This is a genomic window from Pseudomonas sp. HN2-3, assembly GCF_020691745.1.
In the GTDB taxonomy this organism is placed as follows: Bacteria; Pseudomonadota; Gammaproteobacteria; order Pseudomonadales; family Pseudomonadaceae; genus Aquipseudomonas; species Aquipseudomonas capeferrum.
This window is the reverse complement of the sequence record NZ_CP085704.1, coordinates 294,278-321,223: the sequence shown is the minus strand read 5'-3', so window position 1 is coordinate 321,223 and position 26,946 is coordinate 294,278. Positions and strand designations below refer to the sequence as shown.

The 26,946-nt window shown below is 57.7% G+C and carries 25 protein-coding genes and 2 tRNA genes; 21 read left to right on the top strand and 6 right to left on the bottom strand.

Annotated features, from left to right (window positions below):
* The first annotated feature begins 168 nt into the window (after nt 1–168).
* From LJX93_RS01400 to ppk2, 5 genes are all read left to right on the top strand, one after another.
* Entirely contained in the window at nt 169–2,418 is a 2,250-nt protein-coding gene (locus LJX93_RS01400) for an AsmA family protein (protein WP_227696681.1), read from the top strand.
* On the top strand, nt 2,415–3,482 hold the full coding sequence (mutY, locus tag LJX93_RS01395) for an A/G-specific adenine glycosylase (RefSeq protein WP_033703185.1): 1,068 nt from the start codon (nt 2,415–2,417) through the stop codon (nt 3,480–3,482). Before LJX93_RS01400 ends, mutY begins: the two co-directional genes overlap by 4 nt.
* Nucleotides 3,479–3,751 (top strand): oxidative damage protection protein, encoded by a 273-nt coding sequence (locus tag LJX93_RS01390; RefSeq protein WP_227696680.1) that lies wholly within the window; start codon nt 3,479–3,481, stop codon nt 3,749–3,751. The genes mutY and LJX93_RS01390 overlap by 4 nt, the downstream gene beginning before the upstream one ends.
* Before the next feature lie 90 nt (nt 3,752–3,841).
* Nucleotides 3,842–3,917 (top strand) — tRNA-Phe (locus LJX93_RS01385).
* Nucleotides 3,918–4,210: 293 nt separating this feature from the next.
* Nucleotides 4,211–5,191, top strand: coding sequence for a polyphosphate kinase 2 (gene ppk2 / locus LJX93_RS01380; RefSeq protein ID WP_227696679.1), 981 nt, complete (start codon nt 4,211–4,213; stop codon nt 5,189–5,191).
* Nucleotides 5,192–5,200: 9 nt separating this feature from the next.
* On the opposite strand, the gene LJX93_RS01375 is transcribed toward ppk2, so the two are convergent.
* Entirely contained in the window at nt 5,201–5,734 is a 534-nt protein-coding gene (locus LJX93_RS01375; protein WP_050506183.1) for a hypothetical protein, read from the bottom strand.
* Between the two features lie 129 nt (nt 5,735–5,863).
* Here LJX93_RS01375 and LJX93_RS01370 point away from each other — a divergent pair, with 129 nt between their 5' ends.
* Nucleotides 5,864–6,301 (top strand): hypothetical protein, encoded by a 438-nt coding sequence (locus tag LJX93_RS01370; protein ID WP_033703188.1) that lies wholly within the window; start codon nt 5,864–5,866, stop codon nt 6,299–6,301.
* Between the two features lie 75 nt (nt 6,302–6,376).
* Here LJX93_RS01370 and gabP read toward each other — a convergent pair whose 3' ends face one another.
* On the bottom strand, nt 6,377–7,762 hold the full coding sequence (gene gabP, locus LJX93_RS01365) for a GABA permease (protein ID WP_227696678.1): 1,386 nt from the start codon (nt 7,760–7,762) through the stop codon (nt 6,377–6,379).
* A gap of 638 nt (nt 7,763–8,400) precedes the next feature.
* Here gabP and LJX93_RS01360 point away from each other — a divergent pair.
* The 5 genes from LJX93_RS01360 to LJX93_RS01340 all read left to right on the top strand — a co-directional run bounded on the left by LJX93_RS01360 (nt 8,401) and on the right by LJX93_RS01340 (nt 12,669).
* Nucleotides 8,401–9,174, top strand: coding sequence for an ABC transporter ATP-binding protein (locus LJX93_RS01360; protein WP_027917578.1), 774 nt, complete (start codon nt 8,401–8,403; stop codon nt 9,172–9,174).
* 13 nt (nt 9,175–9,187) lie between these two features.
* Nucleotides 9,188–9,949, top strand: a complete 762-nt coding sequence (locus LJX93_RS01355) for an ABC transporter substrate-binding protein (protein ID WP_033703190.1) — start codon at nt 9,188–9,190, stop codon at nt 9,947–9,949.
* A gap of 55 nt (nt 9,950–10,004) precedes the next feature.
* Nucleotides 10,005–10,700: an ABC transporter permease gene (locus LJX93_RS01350; protein WP_033703191.1), complete on the top strand. Its 696-nt coding sequence runs from the start codon at nt 10,005–10,007 to the stop codon at nt 10,698–10,700.
* Nucleotides 10,697–11,386, top strand: a complete 690-nt coding sequence (locus tag LJX93_RS01345) for an ABC transporter permease (protein ID WP_047582943.1) — start codon at nt 10,697–10,699, stop codon at nt 11,384–11,386. Before LJX93_RS01350 ends, LJX93_RS01345 begins: the two co-directional genes overlap by 4 nt.
* 83 nt (nt 11,387–11,469) lie before the next feature.
* The gene (locus LJX93_RS01340) at nt 11,470–12,669 is read left to right on the top strand and encodes a methyltransferase (RefSeq protein ID WP_227696677.1); all 1,200 of its coding nucleotides are present in this window, start codon (nt 11,470–11,472) and stop codon (nt 12,667–12,669) included.
* 236 nt (nt 12,670–12,905) lie between these two features.
* Here LJX93_RS01340 and LJX93_RS01335 read toward each other — a convergent pair whose 3' ends face one another.
* Both LJX93_RS01335 and LJX93_RS01330 read right to left on the bottom strand, forming a co-directional pair.
* The gene (locus tag LJX93_RS01335) at nt 12,906–13,178 is read right to left on the bottom strand and encodes a DUF3077 domain-containing protein (protein ID WP_156311041.1); all 273 of its coding nucleotides are present in this window, start codon (nt 13,176–13,178) and stop codon (nt 12,906–12,908) included.
* Nucleotides 13,175–13,441, bottom strand: a complete 267-nt coding sequence (locus tag LJX93_RS01330; RefSeq protein ID WP_227696676.1) for a hypothetical protein — start codon at nt 13,439–13,441, stop codon at nt 13,175–13,177. Before LJX93_RS01330 ends, LJX93_RS01335 begins: the two co-directional genes overlap by 4 nt.
* 648 nt (nt 13,442–14,089) lie before the next feature.
* Between LJX93_RS01330 and LJX93_RS01325 the strand changes: the two genes are divergently transcribed.
* The 9 genes from LJX93_RS01325 to LJX93_RS01285 all read left to right on the top strand — a co-directional run bounded on the left by LJX93_RS01325 (nt 14,090) and on the right by LJX93_RS01285 (nt 23,410).
* Nucleotides 14,090–14,338, top strand: coding sequence for a hypothetical protein (locus LJX93_RS01325; RefSeq protein ID WP_033703195.1), 249 nt, complete (start codon nt 14,090–14,092; stop codon nt 14,336–14,338).
* Nucleotides 14,339–14,436: 98 nt separating this feature from the next.
* Nucleotides 14,437–14,512, top strand: a tRNA-Thr gene (locus LJX93_RS01320).
* 163 nt (nt 14,513–14,675) lie between these two features.
* Nucleotides 14,676–15,995 carry a tyrosine-type recombinase/integrase gene (locus LJX93_RS01315; protein WP_227696675.1) on the top strand — a complete coding sequence of 440 codons (1,320 nt, stop codon included), beginning with the start codon at nt 14,676–14,678 and terminating at the stop codon, nt 15,993–15,995.
* 1,008 nt (nt 15,996–17,003) lie between these two features.
* Nucleotides 17,004–18,200, top strand: a complete 1,197-nt coding sequence (locus tag LJX93_RS01310; protein WP_227696674.1) for an N-6 DNA methylase — start codon at nt 17,004–17,006, stop codon at nt 18,198–18,200.
* A gap of 16 nt (nt 18,201–18,216) precedes the next feature.
* Entirely contained in the window at nt 18,217–19,095 is an 879-nt protein-coding gene (locus tag LJX93_RS01305; protein ID WP_227696672.1) for a hypothetical protein, read from the top strand.
* Nucleotides 19,096–19,097: 2 nt separating this feature from the next.
* On the top strand, nt 19,098–21,044 hold the full coding sequence (locus LJX93_RS01300) for a hypothetical protein (RefSeq protein ID WP_227696671.1): 1,947 nt from the start codon (nt 19,098–19,100) through the stop codon (nt 21,042–21,044).
* Nucleotides 21,041–21,934, top strand: a complete 894-nt coding sequence (locus tag LJX93_RS01295; RefSeq protein WP_227696670.1) for a hypothetical protein — start codon at nt 21,041–21,043, stop codon at nt 21,932–21,934. The genes LJX93_RS01300 and LJX93_RS01295 overlap by 4 nt, the downstream gene beginning before the upstream one ends.
* A 13-nt stretch (nt 21,935–21,947) precedes the next feature.
* On the top strand, nt 21,948–22,613 hold the full coding sequence (locus LJX93_RS01290; RefSeq protein ID WP_227696669.1) for a dUTP diphosphatase: 666 nt from the start codon (nt 21,948–21,950) through the stop codon (nt 22,611–22,613).
* A gap of 482 nt (nt 22,614–23,095) precedes the next feature.
* A complete protein-coding gene (locus tag LJX93_RS01285) occupies nt 23,096–23,410 on the top strand; it encodes a hypothetical protein (protein ID WP_033703201.1) in 315 nt (104 codons plus the stop codon).
* A 137-nt stretch (nt 23,411–23,547) separates the two neighbouring features.
* Here LJX93_RS01285 and LJX93_RS01280 read toward each other — a convergent pair whose 3' ends face one another.
* On the bottom strand, nt 23,548–24,000 hold the full coding sequence (locus LJX93_RS01280) for a DUF2442 domain-containing protein (RefSeq protein WP_227696668.1): 453 nt from the start codon (nt 23,998–24,000) through the stop codon (nt 23,548–23,550).
* Between the two features lie 208 nt (nt 24,001–24,208).
* On the opposite strand from LJX93_RS01280, the gene LJX93_RS01275 reads away from it, so the two are divergent.
* Nucleotides 24,209–24,415 carry a DUF3079 domain-containing protein gene (locus LJX93_RS01275; protein WP_047582976.1) on the top strand — a complete coding sequence of 69 codons (207 nt, stop codon included), beginning with the start codon at nt 24,209–24,211 and terminating at the stop codon, nt 24,413–24,415.
* A 117-nt stretch (nt 24,416–24,532) separates the two neighbouring features.
* Here LJX93_RS01275 and LJX93_RS01270 read toward each other — a convergent pair whose 3' ends face one another.
* Nucleotides 24,533–26,830: a TonB-dependent siderophore receptor gene (locus LJX93_RS01270; protein ID WP_156311040.1), complete on the bottom strand. Its 2,298-nt coding sequence runs from the start codon at nt 26,828–26,830 to the stop codon at nt 24,533–24,535.
* Between the last annotated feature and the right edge of the window lie 116 nt (nt 26,831–26,946).

Below are 26,946 nucleotides of genomic sequence, written 5' to 3'. Positions count from 1 at the left end.
AATCCTGTGGGAGCGGGCTGCCTCCGCGAAGAGGCCGGCTGACGAAAGCCGCACAATCTGAGCCATTCGTAGGTAAATGCCCTGTATCTCTTGTCGGATACGCAGATATAAGCACTGCGGCGCTATACTCTGCCGCTGAATTTCAAACTGGACTACAAGGACTCGCCCATGAAAGCGTTCGGCAAAATCCTGGGACTGGGGCTTCTCGGGTTGCTGCTGATCATCGTGGCGCTGGGCTTCGCCCTGACCCACCTCTTCGATCCCAACGACTATAAAGACGAGATTCGCCAGCTGGCGCGCGACAAGGCTCATGTCGAGCTGACCCTCAACGGTGATATCGGCTGGAGCCTGTTCCCGTGGCTGGGCCTGGAGCTGCACGAAGCAAGCATCGCAACCTTGAACAAGCCCAAGGAGCCGTTTGCCGACCTGCAGATGCTCGGTTTGTCGGTGCGTGTGCTGCCGCTGCTGCGCCGCGAGGTGCAGATGAGCGATGTGCGCGTCGAAGGCCTGAACCTGACCCTGGCCCGTGACGAACACGGCCACGGCAACTGGGAAGACATCGGCAAGCCATTGCCGCCTCAGAACGACGCGCCGGCCACCACACCGGCCCAGCCGTCGACCGAGCAGGCACCGGCACAAGCCGAAAGCGGCAGCGAGCGTGCGGTCAAACTCGACATCGACAGCCTGACCGTGAACAACGCCCGCGTGCAGTACACCGATGCCAAGAGTGGGCAAAGCTACAGCGCCGAAAGCATCCAGCTGAGCACCGGCCCGGTCCACGAAGGGGCGAACATTGCGCTCAAGGCCAGTGCATTCCTGAGTGCCAGCCAGCCGAACATCAAGGCACGCACCGAGCTTGCCGGCGAGCTGCGTTTCGATCGCAAGCTCAAGCGCTACAACTTCGAAGACATGCGCTTGTCGGGCGAAACCTCGGGCGAACCGCTGGCCGGCAAGACCGTGACCTTCGCCGCCCAGGGCCAGCTGCTGGTCGACCTGGCGGCCAATGTGGCCTCGTGGAACGGCCTGAAAATCTCGGCCAACCAGCTGCGTGCGCTGGGCGAGCTGAACCTGCGCGAGCTGGACAAGGCACCGCAACTGAGCGGCGGCCTGTCCATCGCCCAGTTCGACCTGCGCAGCTTCCTCGACGGCGTCGGCCACCCGCTGCCCGCCACCAACGACCCGGCTGCCTTCACCAAGCTGGAACTGGTCACCCGCCTGCAGGGCACACCAAACAGCCTGGCCCTGGCCGACCTGGCGGTGAAGCTGGACGACAGCACCTTCACCGGCCGCGTAGCCGTCGAAGACTTCGCCAAGCAAGCCCTGCGCCTGCAACTCAAGGCCGATACCTTCGACGCCGACCGCTACCTGCCGGCCAAGAGCGAAGAAGCCAAGGGCGCTACCGCCGCCCGCCAGGCCGAGGTCAAGCAACAGGAAGCCAGCGCCGTGGCCGGTGCCGGCAGCTCACCGCTGCCCAACGCCCCGACCCAGGTCGCCTGGAGTGACGACAAGCTGCTGCCGGTGGACCGCCTGCGCGCCCTCGACCTGCAGGCCGACCTGGCATTCGGCGCGCTGACCCTGGACAAACTGCCCATTCAGGACGCCCAGCTCAAGGCCACCGGCCAAGGCGGCCTGGTGACCCTGCAGACCCTGCGCGGCGAGCTGTACAACGGCACCTTCGAGGCCAAGGGCACTGTCGATGTACGCCCCGCCGTGCCGCAGCTTGGCGTCAGTACCAAGATCGACCGGGTACCGGTGGAGCACTTCATCAAGACCGAGGGCAAGGAGCAGACGCCACCGGTCAAAGGCCTGCTGACCCTGACCAGCGACCTGACCGCCACCGGCAACAGCCAGAAGGCACTGGTCGATACCCTCAATGGCAACGCCAACTTCACCATCAACGACGGCGTGCTGGTCAATGCCAACCTGGAACAGCAACTGTGCCAGGCCATCGCCACGCTCAACCGCAAAGCGCTCAGCGGCGAGCCGCGCGGCAAGGACACGCCCTTCCAGGAACTGCGCGGCAGCCTGGTGGTGCGCAATGGCGTAGCCAGCAACCCAGACCTCAAGGCACGCATCCCGGGCCTGACCGTCAACGGCCACGGCGACGTCGACCTGCGCGTACTGGGCATGGACTACAACGTTGGCGTGATCGTCGAGGGCGACCAGCGTGCCATGCCGGACCCGGCCTGCCAGGTCAACCAGCGCTATGTCGGTGTTGAAGTGCCGCTGCGCTGCCGCGGCCCACTGGAGCTTGGCGCCAAGGCCTGCCGCCTGGACCAGGATGGCCTGGGCAAGGTCGCCGCGAAACTGGCCGGCAACCGCCTGAAAGACAAGATCGATGAAAAACTCGAAGAGAAACTCGGAGACAAAGTGAGCCCGGAAGTAAAAGACGCGCTCAAGGGGCTGTTCAAGCGATGAGCCCCGAGCAGTTCTCCAGCGCCGTGCTGGACTGGTATGACGAGCACGGCCGACACGACCTGCCCTGGCAACAGGGCATCACCCCATACCGGGTGTGGGTGTCGGAAATCATGCTGCAGCAGACCCAGGTCAGCACCGTGCTCAACTACTTCGACCGCTTCATGCAGGCCCTGCCCACCGTGCAGGCGCTGGCCGAGGCGCCGGAGGACGAGGTGCTGCACCTGTGGACGGGCCTGGGCTATTACACCCGCGCCCGCAACCTGCAAAAGGCCGCGAAGATCGTCGTCGAGCAGCATGGCGGCGAGTTTCCGCGCAGCGTCGAGCAACTGACCGAACTGCCGGGCATCGGCCGCTCCACCGCCGGTGCCATCGCCAGCATCAGCATGGGCATCCGCGCGCCGATCCTGGACGGCAACGTCAAGCGCGTGTTGGCCCGCTACACCGCCCAGGCCGGCTACCCTGGCGAGCCCAAGGTGGCCAACCAGCTGTGGGCCAGCGCCGAGCGCTTCACCCCGCTGACACGCGCCAACCACTACACCCAGGCGATGATGGACATGGGCGCCACGCTGTGTACCCGCAGCAAGCCCAGCTGCCTGATCTGCCCGCTGCAGCGTGGCTGCGAAGCGCACCTGCACGGCGAAGAAACCCGCTACCCAGAGCCCAAGCCACGCAAGGCGCTGCCGCAACGCCGGACGCTGATGCCACTGCTGGCCAACCACGAAGGCGCGATCCTGCTATACCGTCGCCCTTCCAGCGGCCTGTGGGGCGGTTTGTGGAGCCTGCCGGAGCTTGAGAACATCGAGCAGCTCGACGACCTCGCCTACCAGCACGGCCTGCGCCTGGCTGGCAGCCAGGCCCTGGATGGCCTGACCCACACCTTCAGCCATTTCCAGCTGGCGATCGAACCTTGGCTGGTACGGGTCGACCCGGTCGGCCAGCACGTGGCCGAGCCCGACTGGCTCTGGTATAACCTCGCCACCCCGCCGCGCCTGGGCCTCGCCGCCCCGGTCAAGAAATTGCTCAAACGCGCGGCCGACGAACTGATTGCAGGAGACGCCCGATGACCCGCACCGTGATGTGCCGCAAGTACAATGAAGAACTCCCAGGCCTGGAGCGCCCGCCCTACCCCGGCGCCAAGGGCCAGGACATCTTCGATCACATCTCGCAGAAGGCCTGGGCCGACTGGCAGAAGCACCAGACCATGCTGATCAACGAAAAGCGCCTGAACATGATGAATGGCGAGGACCGCAAGTTCCTCCAGGCCGAAATGGACAAGTTTTTCGCCGGCGAAGATTATGCCCAGGCGGAAGGCTACGTTCCGCCGGCCGAATGACCCCAGAAAACGTAAGCGACGGAATTAATTTAAAATTTTTTCAAAAAGTCGTTGACGGACGGTCTGGAAATCTATTTAATTCACCTCGTCGCCCAGATAGCTCAGTCGGTAGAGCAGAGGATTGAAAATCCTCGTGTCGGCGGTTCGACTCCGTCTCTGGGCACCACCTTCAGCTTCTGGTGGTTGCAAAGTTACCCGAAGCGACAACAAGAAACCCGCCAAGTGCGGGTTTTTTGTTGTCTGCGATTTTTGTGTCAGGATCGGCTCGCGAGCCTCGAAAGTTTGGGATGCCGGGTTTGTCATGGCATCTGTAGCGCTCGATCTCACAGGCGCAGAAAATTCTAGGGGAACGTGCATATCACAACCCGCCACCACCGCCACGTTGACCAACATCAAAAAGCCACCCATCGCTCACCCTTAAAATGCCAGGTGGACATTCGACTACCCGCAAGGACTTCCATGAGCGAAGAATCCACCCTCCTGCTCCCCGCCCCCAGCGAACCCACCCCCACTGCGCCGCGCCCGCGCCGGCCACGTCAGCGCAAGCCCGAACCTGCGATTACCCGGATCAGCCAGCAACCCGCCGCACTTGAAGTGGCCACGGCGCCCAAAGGCAGCAACGAAGACAGCACCCGCGCACGCTTGCCTGCCAGCTACCCGTATCGCACCCGCCTGCACCGCCAGGAATACGAGAAGACCAAGCATGCCCTGCAGATCGAACTGCTGAAGGTGCAGAGCTGGGTAAAAGAAACCGGCCAGCGCGTGGTGATTCTGTTCGAAGGCCGCGACGCGGCGGGCAAAGGCGGCACCATCAAGCGTTTCATGGAGCACCTCAACCCGCGCGGCGCGCGGATCGTCGCGCTGGAGAAGCCTTCCGAACAAGAGAAAGGCCAGTGGTACTTCCAGCGCTACATCCAGCACCTGCCGACGGCGGGTGAAATGGTCTTCTTCGACCGCTCCTGGTACAACCGCGCCGGGGTCGAGAAGGTGATGGACTTCTGCACCCCGCTGCAGTACCTGGAGTTCATGCGCCAGGCACCCGACCTTGAGCGCATGCTGTGCAACAGCGGCATCCTGCTGTTCAAGTACTGGTTCTCGGTGAACCGCGAGGAACAGCTACGGCGCTTCATCTCACGCCGCGACGACCCGCTCAAGCACTGGAAGCTGTCGCCCATCGACATCAAGTCGCTGGATAAGTGGGACGACTACACCGCAGCCAAGGAGGCGATGTTCTTCCATACCGATACGGCCGATGCGCCATGGACGGTGATCAAGTCCGATGACAAGAAGCGCGCACGTATCAACTGCATCCGCCACTTCCTGCATTCGCTGGATTACCCGGGCAAGGACCCGGCTGTGGCACATGCCCCGGACCCCATGCTAGTAGGGCGCGCATCACGCGACTTCGAAGAGGACGAGGCGCCAGCCACCGCCCACTGAAAGGGGCAATCAGAAGTTGGCCATGGCGCTGCAGTATTCAGCCTTGGTGGTCTTCACCGGCTGCTCTACGCCCAGCTGGCGCAGCTCGACGCCACAAGCGTTGTAGCCGCGCACCACCACTTCGTAATCGGCGCCTTTTTGCGGCACGAAATAGAACATGCCCAGGCAATTGGTGACGCTGTTGTAGCTACTGCGCCCGCCGTCGAGAAAGTGCAAGGTGAACGGTTTGCCGGCCGGCACCAGCACTTCGCTGACCGCATCGCCCGCCGCCACAGGGGCGCTGGCAGGCATGCCCAGGGTTTCGCCATTGCGGTCGGCGAAGCCCTCCTTGGGCACTGCAATCACCCCTGCCCCGGGGCTGTACCAGTCGACGCAATCCTTGCCCGGCACAGCGCGCACCATGCCATCGGCAATCACCCGCAGGCGTGCGGTATCGCCCGACGTCGGCGAGCCATACGGGGTGTTGAACGACTTGACGGCGGCAATATTGCCGCAGCCGGACAGCGCCACAGCCAGCAGGCCAAGCGAGATCGCTGTTTTCATCCGTGAATTCCTCATGAGTGGGTACCGGACATCCGGCAACCTGCCTAGGACCCTCGCTTGCCGCTTGGGTTTCGCAGGCAAGTACGATTCAATACGCGCACTTTTTCAGGCACCCCCAAGGACCTACCCATGGCCACCCCTACCAAGCAACAGAAACGCGCCAAACGCGCCGCCAGCAAGGCCAAGCAGAACCGCATGGTGCGCAGCGGCCAGACGGTCAAGGCCAGCGCCGGTGACAGCGCCAGCATCGAGCAGGTGTTCAACAAGGCCATGGAGTCGGACAGCTACAAAGAGCTGTTCGACAAGATGAAGGCGGCACAGGAAACCAGCCTGGTCGCGATGATCTCGGTGTTCCTGGTCGACCCGCTGCTGACCCTGGTACTCAAAGGCCACAAGGAAGAGCACGCCACCGACTACATCGTGCTGGTGTTTACCGCCTACCGCACCTGGCTCGATGGCGCCGACGAAGACACCACCATGGCCTGGCTGGAAAGCGACGCGTTCCAGGAAGCCTATATCACCGCTTCCGAAGTGGTGGCCAAGCAACAGCAGAAGCTGTACGGCTGACCTGCGAAAAGGCCAGACAAACAAAAAGGCCGCACCCAACACAGGGCGCGGCCTTTTCATTCATAGCAGCGCAGATCAGTTATCCAGCGCCACCCGCCCAGCCGCTTCGCGCTTGCGATGCACCAGCAGCCCTGCGGCCACCACACCAATGCTCAGCAAGGCAGTCGCGATGATCTCGGCACGGTGATCTTCACGCAGCCCCATCACCACCAGCACCGCAATGATGAAGGCAATGGTCGCCCAGGTCAGGCCCGGGAACAGCCACATCTTGAAGTCGATCTTCTCGCCACGCGCTTCACGCTGGCTGCGCATGCGCAGTTGCGAAATAGCGATCACCAGGTACACCAGCAGCGCGATGGCGCCGGAGCTGGCCAGCAGGAACTCGAACACCTGGGCCGGCGCAACGAAGTTGGCGAACACGCAGAGGAAGGCCGCGGCAGTGGACAACAGTACCGCCCAGTGCGGGGTGCCCGCCTTGGTGGTGCGCTGTGCAACAGCCGGCGCATCGCCACGTTTGCTCAGCGAGAACAGCATGCGCGAAGAGGTGTACAGCGCCGAGTTGAGGCAACTGGTCACGGCGATCAGCACGACGATGTCGACGATCAGCTTGGCATTCGGCACGCCGATGCGGCTCAGCACGGTCTGGTAGGAACCCAGTTCCGCCAGGGCCGGGTCGTTCCACGGCACCAGCGCCACGACCAGGAGGATCGACACCAGGTAGAACAGACAGATACGCCAGATCACCGAGTTGGTGGCGCGGCTGATCTGCTTGCCCGGGTCCTTGGACTCGGCAGCGGCGATGGTGACGATTTCGGTGCCCATGAACGAGAACATGGTGGTCAGCATGGCGGCCAGCACCGCGCCCAAGCCGTTGGGCATGAAGCCCTGGGTGTCGAACAGGTGGCTGACACCGCTCACCTGGCTGCCCGGCGCCAGGCCGAACATGGCCACGCAGCCCACCACGATGAAGCCGATGATCGCCAGCACCTTGAGCAGGGCGAACCAGAATTCGAACTCGCCGTAGTTCTTCACGCTGCACAAGTTGGTCAGGGTCAGCACCAGCGTGATGATCAAGGAGAAGGCCCACAGATCAACAGCAGGGAACCAGGCATGCAGAATGGCTGCGGCCGCGTTGGCTTCCAGCGGGATCACCAACACCCAGAACCACCAGTACAGCCAGCCGATGGTGAAGCCGGCCCAACGCCCGATGGCGCGGTCGGCATACGTCGAGAAGGAGCCCGTGTCAGGCGAGGCAATGGCCATTTCGCCCAGCATGCGCATGACCAGCACCACCAGCGTACCGGCAGCCGCGTAGGCCATCAGTACGGCAGGCCCTGCGGCCGCAATGGCGTGGCCGGAACCCACGAACAGACCGGCGCCAATTACGCCAGCGATGGACAGCATGGTGACATGCCGCGATTTGAGCCCCTGAGCGAGGTCGTTGGAATTGTTACCGCTCATAAAACTACCTTTGTAAGGAGTGGACCACGCCGACTACGGGAACGAAGCGCGCCTGGGGTTATTTAGGCGTCGCTGCAATCGGCGGTTTCCCAGTGGCAATAAGCGAGCCAGTTGCTGAATGCATTCGTCAGAAATCTCTGGCAACCATTAAGGGCGCGGCTTGCAGGGCTTTCGGCCATGCTTTGACCGAAAGGTCGCCAAAACCACCTTCCAAGTCGGGATTACGGAAATACCCACTTACAAACGCACCAAAGGTGCTCCCAGGTAACACCTTTGCACCGTTGCAATGCAAAAAAGTACAACCTCAAGGTACAACCCATTACCCACGTTCACCCTTTTGCAGGTAAACCGATTACCAACCCTGTGCCGGCGGGTTTACCCGCGAATGGTCCAAAACCGCTTCCAAGAGCGGGCCAAAGCTGGCACCATCGCGCCTTTTTTCATCAAGGCTCTGGTGTTGGGCTAGACCTTCGCGGTCATCCTCGCGACGTTGCACTGCAGCGATGCGACAATCTGCCCCGACAGCGACCCGAGCCCCTAGCGACCCTGTTGGCCGCCTAATGCCGCTATGCTAGCTTGGCGCACGCCAGGAAGGCCGCCAACAGCTGGGAACGCACCCGAACACATGAGGACCGCACATGGCCCAGGCCACGCCCGCGCTGGAAATCCGCAATCTGCACAAACGCTACGGCGAGCAGGAAATTCTCAAGGGCATTTCGCTGACCGCGCGCGATGGTGACGTGATCTCCATCCTGGGGTCGTCCGGTTCCGGCAAGTCCACTTTGCTGCGCTGCATCAACCTGCTCGAAAACCCGCACCAGGGCGAAATCCTGGTCGCCGGCGAATCGCTCAAGCTCAAGGCCGCCAAAAACGGTGACCTGATCGCCGCCGACAACCGCCAGATCAACCGCCTGCGCAGCGAGATCGGCTTCGTCTTCCAAAACTTCAACCTGTGGCCGCACATGTCGATCCTCGACAACATCATCGAGGCCCCGCGCCGCGTGCTCGGCCAAAGCAAGGCCGAGGCCATCGAAGCCGCAGAAGCCTTGCTGAACAAGGTTGGCATCTACGACAAGCGCCACAGCTACCCCGCCCAGCTTTCCGGTGGCCAGCAACAGCGCGCCGCCATTGCCCGTACCTTGGCCATGAGGCCCAAGGTCATCCTGTTCGACGAGCCGACCTCGGCGCTCGATCCGGAAATGGTCCAGGAAGTGCTAAACGTTATCCGCGCATTGGCCGAAGAAGGCCGTACCATGCTGCTGGTGACGCACGAGATGAACTTTGCCCGCCAGGTGTCCAGTGAAGTGGTTTTCCTGCACCAGGGCCTGGTTGAAGAGCAAGGATCGCCGCAGCAGGTCTTCGAGAACCCGACCTCGGCGCGTTGCAAGCAATTCATGTCCAGCCACCGCTAACGGAGCAACACGAATGCAGACCTATAAGAAATTCCTCCTGGCCGCTGCCGCCACCTTGGTGTTCTCGGCAAATGCCATGGCAGCCGAAAAACTCAAAATGGGCATCGAGGCGGCCTACCCGCCGTTCAACAACAAGGATGCCAGCGGCCAGGTGGTCGGCTTTGACAAAGACATCGGCGACGCACTGTGCGCCAAGATGAAAGTCGAATGCGAAGTGGTCACCTCTGACTGGGACGGCATCATCCCGGCGTTGAACGCCAAGAAGTTCGACTTCCTGATCTCCTCGCTGTCGATCACCGACGAGCGCAAGCAGGCCGTCGACTTCACCGACCCGTACTACTCGAACAAGCAGCAGTTCATCGCACCGAAAAACGTCGACTTCAAGACCGACCGCGCCTCGCTCAAGGGCAAGACCATCGGTACCCAGCGCGCCACCCAGGCCGCGACCTGGCTGGACGACAACGGCGGCATGGACAACGAGTTCAAGGTCAACCTGTACGATGGCCAGGAAAACGCCTACCTGGACCTGACCTCTGGCCGCCTCGACGCCATCCTCGCCGACAAGTACGCCAACTACGACTGGCTGAAGTCTGCCGCTGGCAAAAACTTCGAGTTCAAAGGCGAACCGGTGAACGACAGCGACAAGGTCGGCATTGCCGTACGCAAAGGTGACGATGAGCTGCGTAACAAGCTCAATGCCGCACTGAAGGAAATTGTCGCCGACGGCACCTACAAAAAGATCAACGACAAGTACTTCCCGTTCAGCATCTATTGATTCGCCCCGACCGGCACGCCCTTGCGGCGTGCCGGTCCCTAGAACGACCCTACCCATGAATATCGACCTGCACGGATTCGGTCCGGCCCTGGCGGCTGGCACCTTGATGACCGTAAAACTGGCGCTCTGCGCCTTGCTGCTGGGGCTGGTCCTGGGCCTGCTCGGTGCCCTGGCCAAGACTTCCCCGGTCAAGCCGCTGCAATGGCTTGGCGGCTTCTACTCGACCCTGGTTCGCGGCGTGCCCGAACTGCTCTGGGTCCTGCTTATCTATTTCGGCACCGTCGGCCTGATGAACAGCATCGGCGAAGCGCTCAACATGCCGGGCCTTGAGCTCAGCGCCTTCGCTGCCGGCGTCATCGCCCTCGGCCTGTGCTTCGGCGCCTACGCCACCGAGGTGTTCCGCGGCGCCATCCTGGCGATCCCCAAGGGGCACCGTGAGGCGGGCCTGGCACTGGGCTTGTCCAAGGCGCGCATCCTCTCGCGCATCATCCTGCCGCAGATGTGGCGCATCGCCCTGCCCGGCCTGGGCAACCTGTTCATGATCCTGATGAAGGACACCGCGCTGGTATCGGTCATCGGCCTTGAAGAAATCATGCGCCACGCGCAAATCGGCGTGACCATGACCAAGGAGCCGTTCACCTTCTACATGGTTGCGGCCTGCATCTACCTGGGCTTGACCGTCGTCGCCATGACCGGCATGTACTTCATGGAAAAACGCGCCGCTCGCGGCTTTGCGAGGGCCGAACAATGAATTGGGAAGTCATCATCAAATGGCTGCCACGCCTGGCCCAGGGTGCGACCCTGACCCTGGAGCTGGTGGCCATTGCCGTGGTTGCCGGGTTGATCCTGGCCATCCCGCTGGGCATCGCCCGCTCGTCGCGGCACTGGTACGTGCGCGCCGTGCCGTTCAGCTACATTTTCTTCTTCCGCGGTACGCCGTTGCTGGTGCAGCTGTTCCTGGTCTATTACGGCCTGGCCCAGTTCGAGGCGGTGCGCAGCAGTGCGTTGTGGCCTTACCTGCGCGATCCGTTCTGGTGCACCGTGCTGACCATGACCCTGCACACGGCCGCCTATATCGCCGAGATTCTGCGCGGTGCGCTGCAGTCGATCCCCAAGGGTGAGATCGAAGCGGCACGGGCGCTGGGCATGTCGCGCACCAAGACCCTGATCTACATCATGCTGCCGCGCGCCACGCGGATCGGCCTGCCGGCCTACAGCAACGAGGTGATCCTGATGCTCAAGGCCAGCGCCCTGGCCAGTACCGTCACCCTGCTGGAGCTGACCGGCATGGCGCGTACCATCATCGCCCGGACGTACCTGCCGGTGGAGATCTTCTTTGCCGCCGGGGTGTTTTACCTGGTTATCTCGTTTGTCCTGGTGCAGGGCTTCAAACTGCTGGAGCGCTGGTTGCGGGTAGACGCCTGCCAAGGGCGCTAGACCTCACCCCCGCTCCGACCCTGTAGGAGCGGGCTTGCCCCGCGAAGGGCTGCACAGCAGCCCCAACCCTGCCGACAACAACCATGACCCCACCTTCCATCCCCCACAGCGACCGCTTCCAGGCCCTCGACCAGTTCCTGACCGAGCACCAGCACCTGTGGAAACCCAGGCCATTCACCGCTCTGCGCCTGGACTGGGAAGCCGAACACCCCGCACTCTCCGCCCACTTGCGCCAATGCAGCCTGAACGACGCCGAAGCCGAACGGGTGACGCAAGGCGTGCCCGCCCCCTTCCCCCAACTGGCCCAACAAGCCCAGCAACTCTGCACCCTCGACGCACTCCCGGACGCTGGCCTGCCAGCCGCCGCCCACCGCCTCGACGTTGGCGTGCCCGGCCGCAAATGGCAGCAGATCGAAGCCTTCACCCGCCGGCTGGCCTTCAACGCGCCAACCCGGCACTGGCTGGACTGGTGCTCTGGTAAAGGCCACCTCGGTCGCCGCCTGCTGCAACCCGGCCAGCACCTGACCTGCCTGGAATACGACGCCGAGCTCGTGACCGCGGGCCAGGCCCTGAGCGACCACCACCACCTGCCTGCACACCATATTCATCAGGATGTCATGGCCGCAGACAGCGCCGGCCACCTGAATAGCGACAAGACCGTGGTCGCCCTGCACGCCTGCGGCGACCTGCACGTACGCCTTCTGCACCTGGCCAGCGAGCAAGGCTGCCGGCAAATGGCCGTGGCCCCTTGCTGCTATAACCGCATCCAGGCCCAGCAGTACCAGGCGTTATCCACCGCCGCGCAAGCCTCCAGCCTGCACTTGTCGCTGGACGACCTGGGGTTGCCGTTGAGTGAAACCGTCACCGCGGGCGCCCGCGTGCGTCGCCAACGCGACACCTCGATGGCCCGCCGCCTGGGCTTCGATCTGCTGCAACGCCAGCAGCGCCAGTGTGATGATTACCTGCCCACCCCCTCGCTGCCGGTGGCCTGGCTGGACAAGCCTTTCGAGGCGTACTGCCGGGGCCTGGCCGAGCTCAAGCACGTGCCCCTGAGCGGCACGCCCGACTGGGCTGCCCTGGAAGCCGCCGGCTGGCAGCGCCTGGCCGAAGTGCGCAACCTAGAACGTGTGCGCAACCTGTTCCGCCGCCCGCTGGAACTGTGGCTGGTACTCGACCGTGCGCTGTTTCTGGAAGAACAGGGTTATGCCGTACGCCTCGGGTTGTTCTGTGACTACCCACTCACCCCGCGCAACATCCTCATCCTGGCAGAACGCGACCGTTAGCCGCAGCACAACCTGTGGATAACTCTGTGCACAAGCTTTTGATGAATGGTTGGATCCAAGCGCTATTTCAAGCGTTTGGCTTATTCCTTCGTACAGCTCACGGCCAGCAAAAACAGGCGTTTGCGCAAAGACCAGCGGTGTAGCAGCTCGGCATGCCTTTCGCGCAAGTTGGCAATGCTACTTGTGCATAAACTTTTCTTGTGCGCCCGCCTGGGGCCGCAAAGCGGCCCGGTGGGTCAGCGGAATTTGTTCTTGGCCAGCTCGATATCGTTCATCAATGCCTTGGCCATCGCCGTCAGGTAATCGGCCGCACCCAACAGCTTGTGGTCGTCTTCCATATCACCCTCCCTGAGCAGATGCTTGATGTAGCTGAGCAGCACAGAGACCTGTTCATAGGCATCGTCGATCGCAATACCGGGCTGCACCCGCAACAGGCCAACGGGTGGGTCGCCGACTTCCAGGAAGGTTTCCAGGCCGGCTGTGGTGATGGGCTTGGGGCTATCGTTCATGCGATTTCCCCCTCCGCGCTCATGCGTTCACTGGCGTGCTGCAGCAATATCGCTGCCGACTCGGCGGCCTGAGCGGTGTGGGCCAGCCGGCTAAGGCCAGGTTCACCGGCGTGGGCGCAGCAGTGTTCGTCGAGGGTTTGGGCCACAGCGCGCATGAGCTCGCGGGCCTGGGTGAGTGCGTCGTGTGGGGAGATGTCGCTGTGGATAGAGAAGTAGGGGGTGTGGATGAGCGGGCGTGGTGGGTCGGGGACGATCTTGATCATGGCGTAACTCCTTATTCACGGAAGGAACTGCCACTAAATCTTTCTCACGGATTTAGGTGGCAGCCATACGCGGGGTGAGAAACCGAGTGAATAAGGAAAGCCCCGGCCAGACCGAAGTCTGCCCGCGTACAGCCACCATTTGGGTGACGCTCATTCGTGGTCGGGTTCTCACACCCGGTCGCCGAAGCGACCCAGAAACGGTATCCGTGAGGCATTTCCCCGACAACAGCGATACTTCAGCAGCGCGCGTAGGATAGGTCTGAAGCATGCAAACCCCGAAGCATTTGGTTTCAGGTTCAGAAATGCCCTACAGCTGATAGCTGCCTTCATTGTAGGAGCGGCCTTGCGTCGCGAAAGGGCTGCGAAGCAGCCCCAGGTTTTCGAACCAACGCAGGTATCGACGTTTGTTCACACATTGCTGGGGCTGCTTCGCAGCCCTTTCGCGACGCAAGGCCGCTCCTACACACGCACGCACGCGCGACGGTTGAAGACGATCGATCAGCGCCCGCAAAGCTCGCACTGCACACCTCCCCACGGTGTATCATTCACCCCCAAATCATTAAAAAGAGACGTCGCGCGCTGCCCGCCAGCCCCGCGACCTTCTGGCGTTGCGCCAGAACCGACAATGGACTAACGGACTTCCTCATCGTGACCCAAGCCAAACCCCTAGCCCTGTTGACCTTCGCCATGGCCCTGACCGCCTGCGCCAGCGACACCCCAAGCCACCCTTCCAGCCACCTGGGCTGGGACACCCCCGGCATGCAACTGGGTGGCGACAGAGGCCTGCCCCTGCGCGTCGAGAGCCCTTGCCGCAAGCGCGGCTGCGACAACGACAAGCTGTTCTTCAACCCCGGCAAAACCGAACCAAGCGTCAACACGATCCACCGCGGCTGGTAAGAAAAATCTCCTTTTAAGCCGGTGACTTAGGTCATTTGCAAACAATCGCAAGGAAGTGGTTTACAGGCGCCAAACGATCGTTATAATGACGCCCCATTGCCGGTATAGCTCAGATGGTAGAGCAACTGACTTGTAATCAGTAGGTCCCGGGTTCGATTCCTGGTGCCGGCACCATTCAAGGTTCCATAGAAAGCTTTCAAAATCTCTGGAACCCCCGAAAAACCCGCCTTCTGGCGGGTTTTTTCGTTTTGGCGTTCCGTCGGATTCCGAGGGTAGCCAGCGCTAATAAGGGTAGTTTTAAGGATAGAGGTCCGTTTCGATATCGGAGACTACCCTTATGGCACGCACCACTGCCCCGCTTACAGACACCGCCTGTCGCACGGCAAAGCCCAGAGAGCGCGAGTACAAGCTCTTCGACGGCGACGGTCTTTACCTGCTTGTGCAACCCAACGGCCGCAAAGGCTGGCGGCTCAGGTACGTGAAACCCGATGGCCGCGAAGGCCTGACCGCCCTCGGCAGCTACCCAGTGGTCGGGCTGGGCGACGCACGCCGTAAGCGCTTCGAGATCAAGCAGCAGCTCGCCAACGGCATAGATCCCATCCAGTACAAGCAACAAACCAAGACCCAAGCCGTGATCAACGGCCGCACCTTCGAAAGCGTTGCGCTCAACTGGCACGCCAGCATGGTGCCCAAGTGGGCGCCCGGCCACGCCAAGACTGTACTTAGCCGATTGAAGACTCACGTATTCCCTTTGATCGGTGCCAGAGCAATCGTTGAGTTGGACACCCACGACCTCATGCAGCCACTGGAAGCCGTGACGAAGCGCGGCACCATCGACGTGGCGTTCAGGATCAAGAATTACCTGCAAAGCATCATGCGTGAAGCCAAACGGCTGCGACTGATCACGGCGAACCCAGCTCACGACCTTGATGGCTCGATCAAGACACCCCGGGTAACTCACCGACCCGCACTACCCTTATCGCGGCTGCCAGAGCTACTGGCATGCATTGAGGATTACAGAGGTCGCCCGCTCACGCGCCTTACCGTGATGCTATCGCTGCATGTATTCGTACGCTCCAGTGAACTGCGCTTCGCCCGCTGGAACGAGTTCGACCTAAAGCGCGGAATCTGGGAAATCCCCGACACCCGCCCGGCGCTGGACGGTGTGCCCTTTTCCACAAGGGGTACAAAGATGGCCGGGGATATCCACGTTGTACCCTTATCGCCGCAGGCAGTGGCATTGCTTGAGCAGATCCACGCGATCACCGGCAAGTTCGAGCTGGTGTTCGCGGGGGATGCCAAACCGTGGAAACCGATGTCCGAGAACACGGTGAATGCCGCGCTCAGGACGATGGGCTACGACACCAAGGTGGATATCTGCGGCCACGGGTTCCGAGCCATGGCGTGCAGTGCGCTGGTCGAGTCCGGGCTGTGGTCAGAGATAGCGATCGAACGCCAGATGAGCCACAAGGAACGCAACAACGTGCGCGCCGCCTATACCCACAAGGCCGAGTTCCTCGAAGAGCGCCGGATGATCATGACCTGGTGGAGCCGGTTTCTGGAGGCGAACCGCGAGGACCATGTGACGCCGCATGAGTTTGCCAAGCAGACGGGCGAGAACGTCATGCGCCTTCGCAGTGCCAAGAGGACCGAGTAACCCGCCGCAACACCACCTCAACTCGCTGTGAAGTTACCCACAGCACCGCATGAAGCTCCTCCACGCGGGTCCTTTCAAACGGGGCTGCAAAGCCGCCCCGTTTGAAAGGACCATACCTAAGAAAAAAACTGCTGGCACAGCGTACGTGTGTGGAAAACCACAGATGTCCACCGGGGGATAGTTTTATCCACAGGTGCTAAATTCCTGAAATCTCTTTGCTTGACGAATATTGTCCACAGGCGTAGACCGGAAGTCGCAAGAGCTGTCGATGACAGCAACCCAAGTGACCCGAACCTTCAAGGTCACGCCGCTCTGGCGGTGGTTCTCCCCAAGGGCGATTCGCATCCGGCAGCTCGCCCGGTCACTACCCAGGTGATGGATGCTCTTACACATATGGCGCTCGTGTGCCAGATACACCGTACCTCGCTGCCCTGCAGCAACCTATCCGCTTGGCCGACTATTGCGCCAACCTGTGCCCGTCTCTTTCTTCTGGAAAGAGACGGGCACTTCTACCACTGCTGCAGCCCTGATCGCACAAGGCTTTGCGGCATTCCCCCTCGTGACAATCGGCGTGACAAACGCCGATGTCACCAGCAACAGCGTTGTAGATGATGGTGCCGCAGACCAAGGAATGGACTGCACCTGACTGACAGTCAGGCATGCCCCGGTCATCGCATTGCTGCTTGCACCTGGCTCAGGATCTCGCGGCACTGGTCTCGTCAGCCAATGCAGCCTCCGCCCGCCCACCGGTAACGGTGCTCAGGAGGCCAGATCATGAGATGCCCTTGCTCCCGGACGTAAGGAGCCGCCAGTCCCGCGCTAGAGGACATCCCCACAGGTCGCAGGGGCCTTGATCCCTGATAACACTCAGCATTCTTGGCGGGATGACGTGGGGATAGGCAAGTCAGTTGTCTAGCTCATCAAATGATCCATAAAACTCGGTAGGGCGTAGTGCTGCCAGCGCTGCATAGGATGTAACATGCATATTTTCGCTAGAGCGGTCGCTGAATGCAGGCACAGGAAAAAAAGAAGCGACACGGCCAGTATTTCACTGACGCAGCCTATGGATCGCTTCTAGTGAATCGTTTCCAAGAGGATGCCGTGAGTGTCGCCTTGGAGCTAGGGGTGGGAGGTGGAGCCCTGCTGTCAGCTGTCAACGGTCGTTGGCCTGATGCACGCTGCATATCAGTGGATATAGATCCAATGCTGTCGCGCTCGCCTTTTTACCAGCCTTCAGATCACCACCATTACTGCGCCGATGCATTGAGCCCACAGCTTGAGGAGCTCATCGGCCTCCCCAGCGGAGTCGCGGACTTAGCCGTCTGCAACCCCCCGTTCATCGCTGCAGATTGGAAGCCTAATTTTTCCACGTTACTCAGTCGCGCAGGGTTTCCAGTACCGAGCAAGGCATTAAAAGTTGGGGCAGACATTTTATTCCTCGCCCAAAATTTATGGCTCCTTAAAGATAAAGGGCAACTTGGAATAATAATACCGTCTGGCATAATTTCTGGCGAACGTAACTACGCAATTAGAGACGCACTGCTATCACAACATTGTATTACCGAAATCGTTGAGCTGCCCGACAATGCTTTTAAGGGTACTGAAGTCAAAACATTCATTCTCAACTTAGAGAAGAATAAGCCAGGAACAAAGAAAATAGCGCTGTATCGATGCAACAAAGACGGTTGCATGGAACATCCAATTTGGATTTCTCAAGAAGAAGCCAAAAGCAGAATGGACTATAGCTACTACAAGTGGCGAAGTCACAGCAAAAAAAACGCCCCCAAACACAGCGCTCACACACTCTCGGTATTGAGAGGCAGCGTTACAACCAGCGAAGCACTAAAAAATGAATGGTGTATATTTCACACCACTGACCTAAAGGATCAGAGCATTCCTGGCGAAGTAAATTTCTCTGAAGAATTCGCTAGCAACGCAAAGCTTTCAAGCAAAGTTATAGCCAAGCCTGGCGATATTCTAATACCACGCGTAGGGAGAAACATCCTAAGTGGCATTAGAATTGTCAAAAGTGGACTTGCTCCAATCAGCGACTGTTTATACGTTCTCCGCACAGATAACCGACCTGCCGAGGAACTATACAGAGCTCTTACCTCAGAAGACGGGCAGTCTTGGCTTCAAGCACATATCCACGGCGCCTGTGCAAAATTCATAACGAAAAGTGATTTAGAAAACTTCCCTTTTTAGATTGAGAATTAGAAACATGGACGTACCACCAACTGACAACACAAAACTCAAAGAAATAATACGAAAGCTCTGCGCGACTAAGATTCGCAACCCGCTTACAATGGAGCGAGTAAGAACATGGCTGAAACAATTCAAAAGCCAGGAAGAGCAAACCTTAGCACTACTTATTGTAAAAAATCTTATATTCAGAAATTCTGCTCAGATTGAGTCATCACTCCGACAGGCGCTGAAAGAGGCCGCACTCCATTTTGAACCCCCAGAAAAATCAGAAGCGGGTTACAACTGGAAAGAAATACTTTCAAACAAAAAGCCCCTACGCAGCAATAGATATTTTTATTTTGCCCCACCAATTATGACCGAAGGAACAACTCCTCCTGGAAAAAGTGGTGAGCTAATAGCACGATCACTACACTCTAACTTCGGAATTGACAAGAGCTATCAAACTTACTGCAACAGCAGAAAGCTCCCAGAAGATGAATACCTATTGATTGTTGACGATGGATCTTTTTCGGGCTCTCAGATATCACAAACTTTAGTACAATGTGGCGACCTAATGCGAAATCACGAGAGAGGCGGAATTGTCCTTGCTATCGCTCATGAAGAAGCTATAAAACGTCTCGCAAAAGATTTCCCCAATGTAAAAGTATTCTACGGGGAGCTACTCACAGAAAAAGATAATTTTAAAAAAGTTTGCGAACTTTGGATTGAAAATAAAATCTGGCCGTACGATAAAGTTGACCCCTACGACCTATATTTGAAGACACTGGCTCGTGCAGACATGTCCGATGCCGGCATGGGCGGGTTGATGGTAGTTTACGAACATGGAATACCTGACAATACTCTTCCGTTGCTATGGAAGCGCTCCGCAAACTGGGAACCTCTATTCGAGAGATAATTATGCAACCAATAATAGATCACTCAATATTAGCTAAAACCCGTGCGGAAGAGCATGCAGCTGACGTATGGGGGAAATTCTTCGTCCCACCTTATTTTGATAGCCTTTCACTTAAAGATGCAACAAAGTCGACTTATTTGGTCGGAAAGCGTGGTTGTGGAAAAACCATGCTGCTCAAATATCTCGACTACCATACGCTTTTTTCTCCTAACCGGCAGCAGATACCCCAAAGCGAAATTGAGCACATCGGGATCTACTGGCGTGTCGATACTCAATTTTGCAATTCCATGAGATTGCGTGGCATTGAAGAAGCCGAGTGGACTACCATTTTCAATTGTTATTTCTCACTAGCCATCGCCGGAGAAATAGTTCGCTCTCTAAGAAGTATTTCTCAAAGCTCATACGCTGAGTTCAACCTCAAAGATTTAGAAAAGTTAACCTTTCCATCTGCAGAGGATTACTCTTTCCCATCTAATCCTGAAGAATTGGAAAGAGCACTAGACAAAACTAGAAAAGCGTTTAGCCTATGGATTTCAAATCTATCCACAGCCCCGCGCCCGCTTCTACCACCTGGCAAAGACTTTTTAGACTCGTTAATTTCGGACATTAGAAAAGCACCAGGCCTGACCAAAAGCTGCTTTTATATCTACATTGATGAAGTTGAAAATTTAGTACCCTATCAAAGACGAGTGCTAAACACATATTTACGACATAGCCAACAACCGCTTATTGTAAATTTCACCTCAAAAGAATTATCCGACGAAAATCGAACCACCGGCAAAGAGTCAATCACTGCAACTAATGACTACAACCTGTGTTACATCGATAATCTAATGGATGACACAGAAAGGTCTTGCTTCTTCGCTGAGGTATTCCTCGCAAACCTCGACCTAGCTGCTGGCAAACAAGATTCCAACCTCTTGCTTTTGGTCCGCGACCAGAACTCTTTAGAGAGTCGCCGTGAAAAAGCCTACAAAAGTAATGTTATTGATGAAATAAGAAAGCGATTTCCAACAAAAGAGCATAAACAATTTGCAGTAGATGCCTTTGAAACAGATCGCATTAAAAACATTCTACGCGAGCGCATTGAAAAGGCACTTTCGAGAAAGCAAACAAAATTAGATGTAGATAGTTTCTTAAAGCCAGGCTACCTCGCCGAAGCAAAGGTTATCTTACCAGCGCTACTCAATCGAAATACAAACTCCGCAGAGTTTGTTCTTGATGAGCTAGAGAAATACAGCAAATCCGAAGAAAGCAAATTCTCAAACTGGATCCACAACAACTTGTTTGGCTCCATTCTTGAGCTTTACAGACCTTACAGAACATACTGCCCTTTATATAGTGGATTCGATACATTCATATCGATGTCCAACAAAAATCTTCGCCACTTCTTAATTCTTTCCTATAAAGTACTAGAAATGAGTGAGCTGGAGGATGAGGGTACAGACATATTCTCGATTGACATCCAGGCACGAGCCGCATATGAGGCTGCCGACCAACTAATTCGGGAAATAAAGACATTCGGTGAGTCGGGAGAGCAATTGCGTAGCTTTGTTCTCCGTTTGGGGAATGTGTTTAGAACACTTCAGTCTGCACCTAGCATGAGTGAACCAGAGCAGAACCAATTCACTATAAACTCAGGTAATAGATCACTCGACGCAGGAGAAATGTTATTCATTTCTGAAGCGCTGAAGTATGCAATCCTCATCGAAATGTTGGAAACAAAAGCTAAAAGCGCTGTAAGCACAGACATCACTGACTTTCAGTTGAATCCGATTTACTCGCCTTACTTTATGATTAGCTACCGTCGTAAACGCAAGGTAGACTTTTCAGTTGAAGATTTTCACACATTATCAATGGGCACCGAGGACAAGTACAACGAGCTTGCGGTATCGCTTTATAGAAAATCTGAACAGCAAGATAATCTCCAGCTCGGGCTTGGGCTATGACAACTACAATACTCACTACACGCTATAGCGATGCCAAAGACGTAGAACTTCCCAAAGGCTGCGTTTTATTACATGGCGTTTCGCTAGATGAGCGCGGAGATATCGCGTTATTGTTAGATAAGTCTACAGCATCTGAAAGGCTGAAAGTTTCATATTCATACGAAACCATGAGCCTTGAAGTTGGCCCCCAGGAAGCCAGCGCAGACATATCTGAAGAAATAATCAAAGACTATATCGACGCACCAATTGTATTTGAAGCAACAACACTAGGACTTGCCGAACTCTTCTGCACGATACGCTCGGTGATTAACTTGGGCGTTAAAGAATTCGACATAATTTATGGTGAGCCCGCAGACTATACACCAGTCCATCCGGGAGGGGATTCTTTTGCACTATCCAATAAAATAGTTGGATATAGACCTATTCCTAATGCGGTGGTTGATTTATCAAGCGAGAATGTTGAGGCGGGCGTATTTTTTCTCGGCTATGAGCCCGAGAGGCTTGAGCGTGCGCTCGAAGAATACCAGATGATTTCTTCAAAGGAAATCAAAGTCGTCTTTGGTGTACCTGCATTTAAACCAGGATGGGAACTAAATTCTTTCATACCGCACCTCCCAAGCTTAAGCGAAAAGTCTTTCGATATAGCCTACTGCGCGGCCAATGATCCGAGCGCAGCATACGAATTGCTTGAGAAAACTAAAAACTCGTTATCCGAAGAAAGCCAAATGTTTATTGCCCCTATTGGTACAAAGCCATGCGGCGTTGCAACAGCCTTATTTGCTAGTTTGAATCAGGATCGGGTAGGGATTTTATACGACCATCCTGAAAAAAAATCTAAACGCTCAAGTGGCGTAGGTACCTGGCACAAATTTACTGTCATAATCTCTTAAGGATTTCATAATCGTGAAAAAGCCTAACGACAGCCAAATTGAGACAATGCTTGACCTTCAGTACAAGCTCAATGCACTAGTAGATCGCGACTGGCTGACTAAAAAATTCCCGTACCTACGAGCCGCTTTTGTAGAGTCAGCAGAAGCATTAGACCACTTCGGATGGAAATGGTGGAAAAAACAAACTTCAGACATCCCTCAAGTCCAGATTGAGATTTCTGACATTTTACACTTTTACCTTTCCGACCTGCTGATAAGTACTTCCGGCGATATTAAATCAGCCACAAAACTAATGGCAACCGAATGTAACGATCTTAGCCAGACTTTAAGTATAGGCAAAATTAATTTCGACCTACGTTCAGTCGAAACCCAGACGCTTTTTGAGCTACTCGCTGCAACCTCAGTTATCAGGCAGCGCAGCTTCAATATCCTGCAAAAGATAATGGAGAAATGCGAACTAGACTGGAATTCTTTATATGTCGGCTATGTGTCTAAAAATATACTTAATATTTTTAGACAGAATAACGGCTATAAAGATGGCAGCTATCAGAAAATATGGAATGGTAGAGAAGATAATGAACACCTCTATGACATCATATTAAAATTAGACGCATCTTCTTCTACCTTCTCTCAAGAGATTCTCAAAGAACTCGATCTAAAGTACAAATCCATTGGCTGACTGCGGGCCAATAGCTGCCACGGCTGACGGCACTGTCTTTAAAGGATAGCTTTAGGGATAGTGCCACATATCGAAATGCTAAAAACTCGTTAAATCAGCATGATATTGATGAGTTCGACTCCTGGTGCCGCACCATTCAAGGTTCCATAGAAAGCCTTCAAAATCTCTGGAACACCCGAAAAACCCGCCTTCTGGCGGGTTTTTTCGTTTTGGCGTTCCGTCGGATTCCTTCAAAAACTGGTGGGTTCCAACCGTTTCAGTTTGGGGATCAAGGTCACTTCGAAGAAAGGGAGTACCTTATGTCGCACCTGAGAGCCGCCTCAAAACCTACGAGGTCCCGCGCGGCACTGTCGATATGACCTCATGCAGCCCTTGGAATCGATCAAGCAGCGTGGAACGATAGACGTTGCTTTAGGGTTAGAGCTTCCCGCATAGCATCACGCACGAGACAAAACGCCTTGGCACAGACATGAAAAATTGACATGGATATCTCAACTGTACAAAGCATCAAGCTCGCGATTGTGGCGGCAACCGGACTGTCAAAAGACGCGCTGCATATCTATTTTGGCATGGCGGTCTATTTGACGATGATCGTTGGCACCCAACGATTCAGGCCATACTTTGGTTGGCTGGTTGTTTTACTCATTGCGTGTGCTGGCGAGTGGGTAGATCGGCGAGACGATATTGGCAGCTTCGGATACTGGCGCTGGCAGGCCAGCGCTCATGACGTTCTCAACACATTGTTTTGGCCGACGGTGCTAACACTGCTTTGGCTTTTCAAGTGCCGCAGTAAATAAAGCGTACATCCGTAAGACTCTCGCAATCCGCTCTGGAGTTTAATTTTCGATCCAGACCCTCACCGCAAGGTGGGCCTTTGTTTGTGTGTTCGCTACCCCGCCGCGCAATTACCCCAGGGCGGAGCAAGCATGACCTATCAGGCTGCCTTCTGCTCCAACGTCTCCCAGCCCAAACAAGCCAACGCCAGTGTGCGTGGTACCGCTTCACGACCACTACTGTAGCGGCTGATACTGCGCGCACTGACGCCCAGCGCTTCGGCAGCCTGGTCGAGCGTCATCCGATGCCGCAGCCGCCAGCGAATGAATATCCGGGTGTTCTCATCCGGGGCGTTTTGGGCAAGCGCGTCCAGCAGTAGGGTGTCGGCACCGATCTGAATATCCAGCGCCGGCCATTCCACGGACCAGCCTCCATCCCCTAACGTTACGTCTTCGAACGCTTTGCGCTTAGCCAGTGGCGCCAACCCCGGATACGCTTTAAGCGCGTCGCTCATATCCAGGGTAAACCGCTGCCCATTGGTAAAAGTCAGCTCAAGGCTAACGCCCGGCCGAGGCTGAACCGCCCGCAGGCGGGGACGTTTCATCGATGCCATTTCATCCACTCCTTCTTGTGTCAGATAGCGCCCCTATCACCCCCAGTCAGTGATACTGCTCGGACCGACTTTCGCGATCACATGCCGATCGCAGAAACGATAAGTTGAAACCTTACCGCAAGACGCAGCGCGTCTTGATTTCAATCAAGGCTGAAAGCGCTGGAAGGCATAGCTTGGGCTCAGCACCCCACTTGCGAGAATGGACGCTATGGCCAAGAAATTCCCGACCAACCCCAGCCACCCTGAACGCATCTGCTGGGGGTGCGACCTGTATTGCCCCGCCAAAGCGCTGGCCTGCGGCAATGGAGCCGATCGCACTATGCATCCGGTGGAGTTGTTCGGGGAGGACTGGGACCGTATGGAGGACCGGTTGGACAAGCCGGTTCGCGAGGTTCAGCAGGCGCAATCCAACTGACCGCAGGGGGCCGCTTTGCGGCCCATCGCAGGCAAGCCAGCTCCTACACAAAACGCGCAACACCACAGGTACAGCGCTGGCCTGCGATGGGCTGCGCAGCAGCCCCAGGTGCCTCCGTCAGAACGCCGTACTCACCGTCAACGACAGGTTCCGCGGATCACCATAAATCGCCCCCGCGTAGAACCCGTAGCGGGTGTAGTAGTGCTTGTCGAACAGGTTATTGGCATTGAGGCTGACACTCGTATCGTCAGTCAGCTGGTACTTGGCCATGGCATTCCAGATCGCATACCCCGACCAGTTGACGTCGGTAGCACCTGTGCTAACACCATTGCTCGGCTGCCCAGCCGGGCTGGATACCGCGCGAATGTTGCTCTGCGCGGTCACCCCTGCGCCAAGGGTCAAGCGGTCCAGCGGGCCAGACAGCCGATACGTGGTCGAAGCCTTGAACAGGTGCGACGGGTCGCTGCGGCCATCACTGTCGATACGGCGGAAGTGCAGGTACGTGTAGCCCGCGTAAACGTTCCAGTTCGGGGTCAGTGCACCGGCGATTTCCAGGTCGATGCCGTCGGTTTCCTGGCCAGAGCCGGCTTTGTAGGCGTCGTTACCGGTCGGTGTGGTCAGGTCGCCGTCCAGCACGGCCTTGTTTTCCTGCTTGGTGCGGAAGTACGCCGCCGAGGCGTTCAGGCGGCCATCGAACCATTCGCCCTTGATGCCGGTTTCGTAGCTTTGCCCGCGAATCGGCTCGACCTTGCTGCCGCTGCTGGTCTCGGCGGTCTGCGGGGTGAAGATGTCGGTGTAGCTGGCGTATAGCGAGTAGGTGTCGTTGAGGTCGTACACCGCGCCCAGGTAGGGGGTGACGATGCCGTTTTCTTCCTGGCTGGTGCGCACGCCGGCATTGCTGCGCGTGATTGCGGAGTAGTTGCTGGTGCGCACGCCGACGATCACCGACAGCGGGTCGGTGATGCTCAGGCGAGTAGCTGCATACATACCCTGCAAGCGGGTGGTGGTCTTGCTGTGGCGGCCGGTGCGCGAGGCGATCATGTCGTAGTCGTCATCCACGCCATTGCGCCAGTCGGTCAGCGGGAAACCGTTGTTGGCGCGGAACTGGCAACCCAGCGCCGCAGCACTGACGCGGCCGTCGCTGACCATGTTGCAGGTGTATTCCGGTGACCAGGCCACGGTGCGGCTGTCGTTGTAACCGACCATCGCCTGATGGGTACGGCCGAACAGCTGGAACGGGCCGGACAGGTCGATCTGCGCCGACTGCTGGGTGGTGTCGCTGGCGCTGTGCAGGCCGTTGAGCACGGCGCCGCTGCCGTCCTGGTCCCAGTAGCCGCCGAAGGTGCCGCGGCCCGCCGAGTTGACCTTGGCCAGCCCGCGGTGGTTGAGGGCCTCGGCGGTGCTTTGGGCGGCCTTCAGGTCCAGCGTCCAGTCGTTGTCGAAGCGATGCTCGAGCGAGCCGAACGCCGTGCGGGTGGTGTACTCGCCAAAGCTCCAGCTGGGCACCACGTTGGTGCTGCGCGGCAGGTCGGTCTTGCTGCCGTCGCGGTACCAGATCGGGATGTTCGCACCCCAGCCGCCGCCGACGACCTTGTTGTATTCGTACTGGTAACCGGCACCCAGGGTGGTGGCGTCGTCGAGGTCGAATTCGAAGTTGGCCAGCGCAGCGCGGGCGCGCTCGGACTGGTTGTCGCGGAACGAGTTGGCGTCCTGCTGGGTCATTACAAACCGCGAACGCAGGCGGCCGTCCTCGGACAATGGCAGGTTCAGGTCGGCGCCCAGGCGGCGTTTGTCCCAGCTGCCGTAGGTCGCGTAGGCACTGCCGCCGAAGGTCTTGGTCGGGGCCTTGCGGATCAGGTTGACGGTGGCCGAGGGGTCGCCGGTGCCGCCCAGCAGGCCGTTGGCGCCACGCACGATGTCGATGCGCTCGTACAGGTCCATGTTCAGCGCGTTACCACCGCCGCTGAAGTCGGAGCCACCCTGAAACTGCAGGCCATCGACCTTCCAGTTGCTGATCGAATAACCTCGCGCCCGGTAGTCGGTGCGCCCGCCGACTTCGGCTTTGCTGGCCGTCACCCCTGGCGTGGTTTCCAGCGCCTGCTCGATGGTGTGGATGGCGCGGTCGTCCATCTGCTGGCGGGTAATGGTGGTTACCGACTGCGGCGTTTGCCGCGGCGTCAGCTTGAGGCCGGTTGAACTGCGGCTGCTCTCGACCGTGTACCCTAGCTGGCCGGCTTCATCGGCAGGCGCCAGCGCGCTGTCCTCGATCTGCGTGGCATCCAGCACCAGTGGCTTGCTGTCGGCAGCCATGGCGCTGCCGCTGATGGCCGCGGCGATGAAGAAGGCGAGCGGGGTGAGGTGACTTGCGCCTCGGCCGATGGAAGAGAAGTCGTTCATGATGCTCCGAGGCTTCATTTGGGAAGGTTTCGTATTCGCAGATGATTTTTTGTTACGATTCTAGGGATCCGCCCTTGGGGCTCCAGCCCCGGCTTGTACGGGGATGTAATTGAACGTAACGAGCGCCTCCGGCC

Excerpts from the sequence above, each read along its gene's own strand:
- LJX93_RS01335 (WP_156311041.1), bottom strand. The coding sequence starts at position 13,178 with ATGAACGATAGCCCCAAGCCCATCACCACAGCCGGCCTGGAAACCTTC.
- mutY (WP_033703185.1), top strand. The coding sequence starts at position 2,415 with ATGAGCCCCGAGCAGTTCTCCAGCGCCGTGCTGGACTGGTATGACGAG.
- LJX93_RS01295 (WP_227696670.1), top strand. The coding sequence starts at position 21,041 with ATGACAACTACAATACTCACTACACGCTATAGCGATGCCAAAGACGTA.
- LJX93_RS01355 (WP_033703190.1), top strand. The coding sequence starts at position 9,188 with ATGCAGACCTATAAGAAATTCCTCCTGGCCGCTGCCGCCACCTTGGTG.
- LJX93_RS01370 (WP_033703188.1), top strand. The coding sequence starts at position 5,864 with ATGGCCACCCCTACCAAGCAACAGAAACGCGCCAAACGCGCCGCCAGC.
- LJX93_RS01300 (WP_227696671.1), top strand. The coding sequence starts at position 19,098 with ATGCAACCAATAATAGATCACTCAATATTAGCTAAAACCCGTGCGGAA.
- LJX93_RS01330 (WP_227696676.1), bottom strand. The coding sequence starts at position 13,441 with ATGATCAAGATCGTCCCCGACCCACCACGCCCGCTCATCCACACCCCC.
- LJX93_RS01375 (WP_050506183.1), bottom strand. The coding sequence starts at position 5,734 with ATGAAAACAGCGATCTCGCTTGGCCTGCTGGCTGTGGCGCTGTCCGGC.
- LJX93_RS01275 (WP_047582976.1), top strand. The coding sequence starts at position 24,209 with ATGGCCAAGAAATTCCCGACCAACCCCAGCCACCCTGAACGCATCTGC.
- LJX93_RS01390 (WP_227696680.1), top strand. The coding sequence starts at position 3,479 with ATGACCCGCACCGTGATGTGCCGCAAGTACAATGAAGAACTCCCAGGC.
- LJX93_RS01360 (WP_027917578.1), top strand. The coding sequence starts at position 8,401 with ATGGCCCAGGCCACGCCCGCGCTGGAAATCCGCAATCTGCACAAACGC.
- LJX93_RS01305 (WP_227696672.1), top strand. The coding sequence starts at position 18,217 with ATGGACGTACCACCAACTGACAACACAAAACTCAAAGAAATAATACGA.
- LJX93_RS01345 (WP_047582943.1), top strand. The coding sequence starts at position 10,697 with ATGAATTGGGAAGTCATCATCAAATGGCTGCCACGCCTGGCCCAGGGT.
- LJX93_RS01270 (WP_156311040.1), bottom strand. The coding sequence starts at position 26,830 with ATGAAGCCTCGGAGCATCATGAACGACTTCTCTTCCATCGGCCGAGGC.
- LJX93_RS01340 (WP_227696677.1), top strand. The coding sequence starts at position 11,470 with ATGACCCCACCTTCCATCCCCCACAGCGACCGCTTCCAGGCCCTCGAC.
- LJX93_RS01400 (WP_227696681.1), top strand. The coding sequence starts at position 169 with ATGAAAGCGTTCGGCAAAATCCTGGGACTGGGGCTTCTCGGGTTGCTG.
- LJX93_RS01310 (WP_227696674.1), top strand. The coding sequence starts at position 17,004 with ATGCAGGCACAGGAAAAAAAGAAGCGACACGGCCAGTATTTCACTGAC.
- LJX93_RS01280 (WP_227696668.1), bottom strand. The coding sequence starts at position 24,000 with ATGGCATCGATGAAACGTCCCCGCCTGCGGGCGGTTCAGCCTCGGCCG.
- LJX93_RS01315 (WP_227696675.1), top strand. The coding sequence starts at position 14,676 with ATGGCACGCACCACTGCCCCGCTTACAGACACCGCCTGTCGCACGGCA.
- gabP (WP_227696678.1), bottom strand. The coding sequence starts at position 7,762 with ATGAGCGGTAACAATTCCAACGACCTCGCTCAGGGGCTCAAATCGCGG.
- LJX93_RS01350 (WP_033703191.1), top strand. The coding sequence starts at position 10,005 with ATGAATATCGACCTGCACGGATTCGGTCCGGCCCTGGCGGCTGGCACC.
- LJX93_RS01285 (WP_033703201.1), top strand. The coding sequence starts at position 23,096 with ATGGATATCTCAACTGTACAAAGCATCAAGCTCGCGATTGTGGCGGCA.
- ppk2 (WP_227696679.1), top strand. The coding sequence starts at position 4,211 with ATGAGCGAAGAATCCACCCTCCTGCTCCCCGCCCCCAGCGAACCCACC.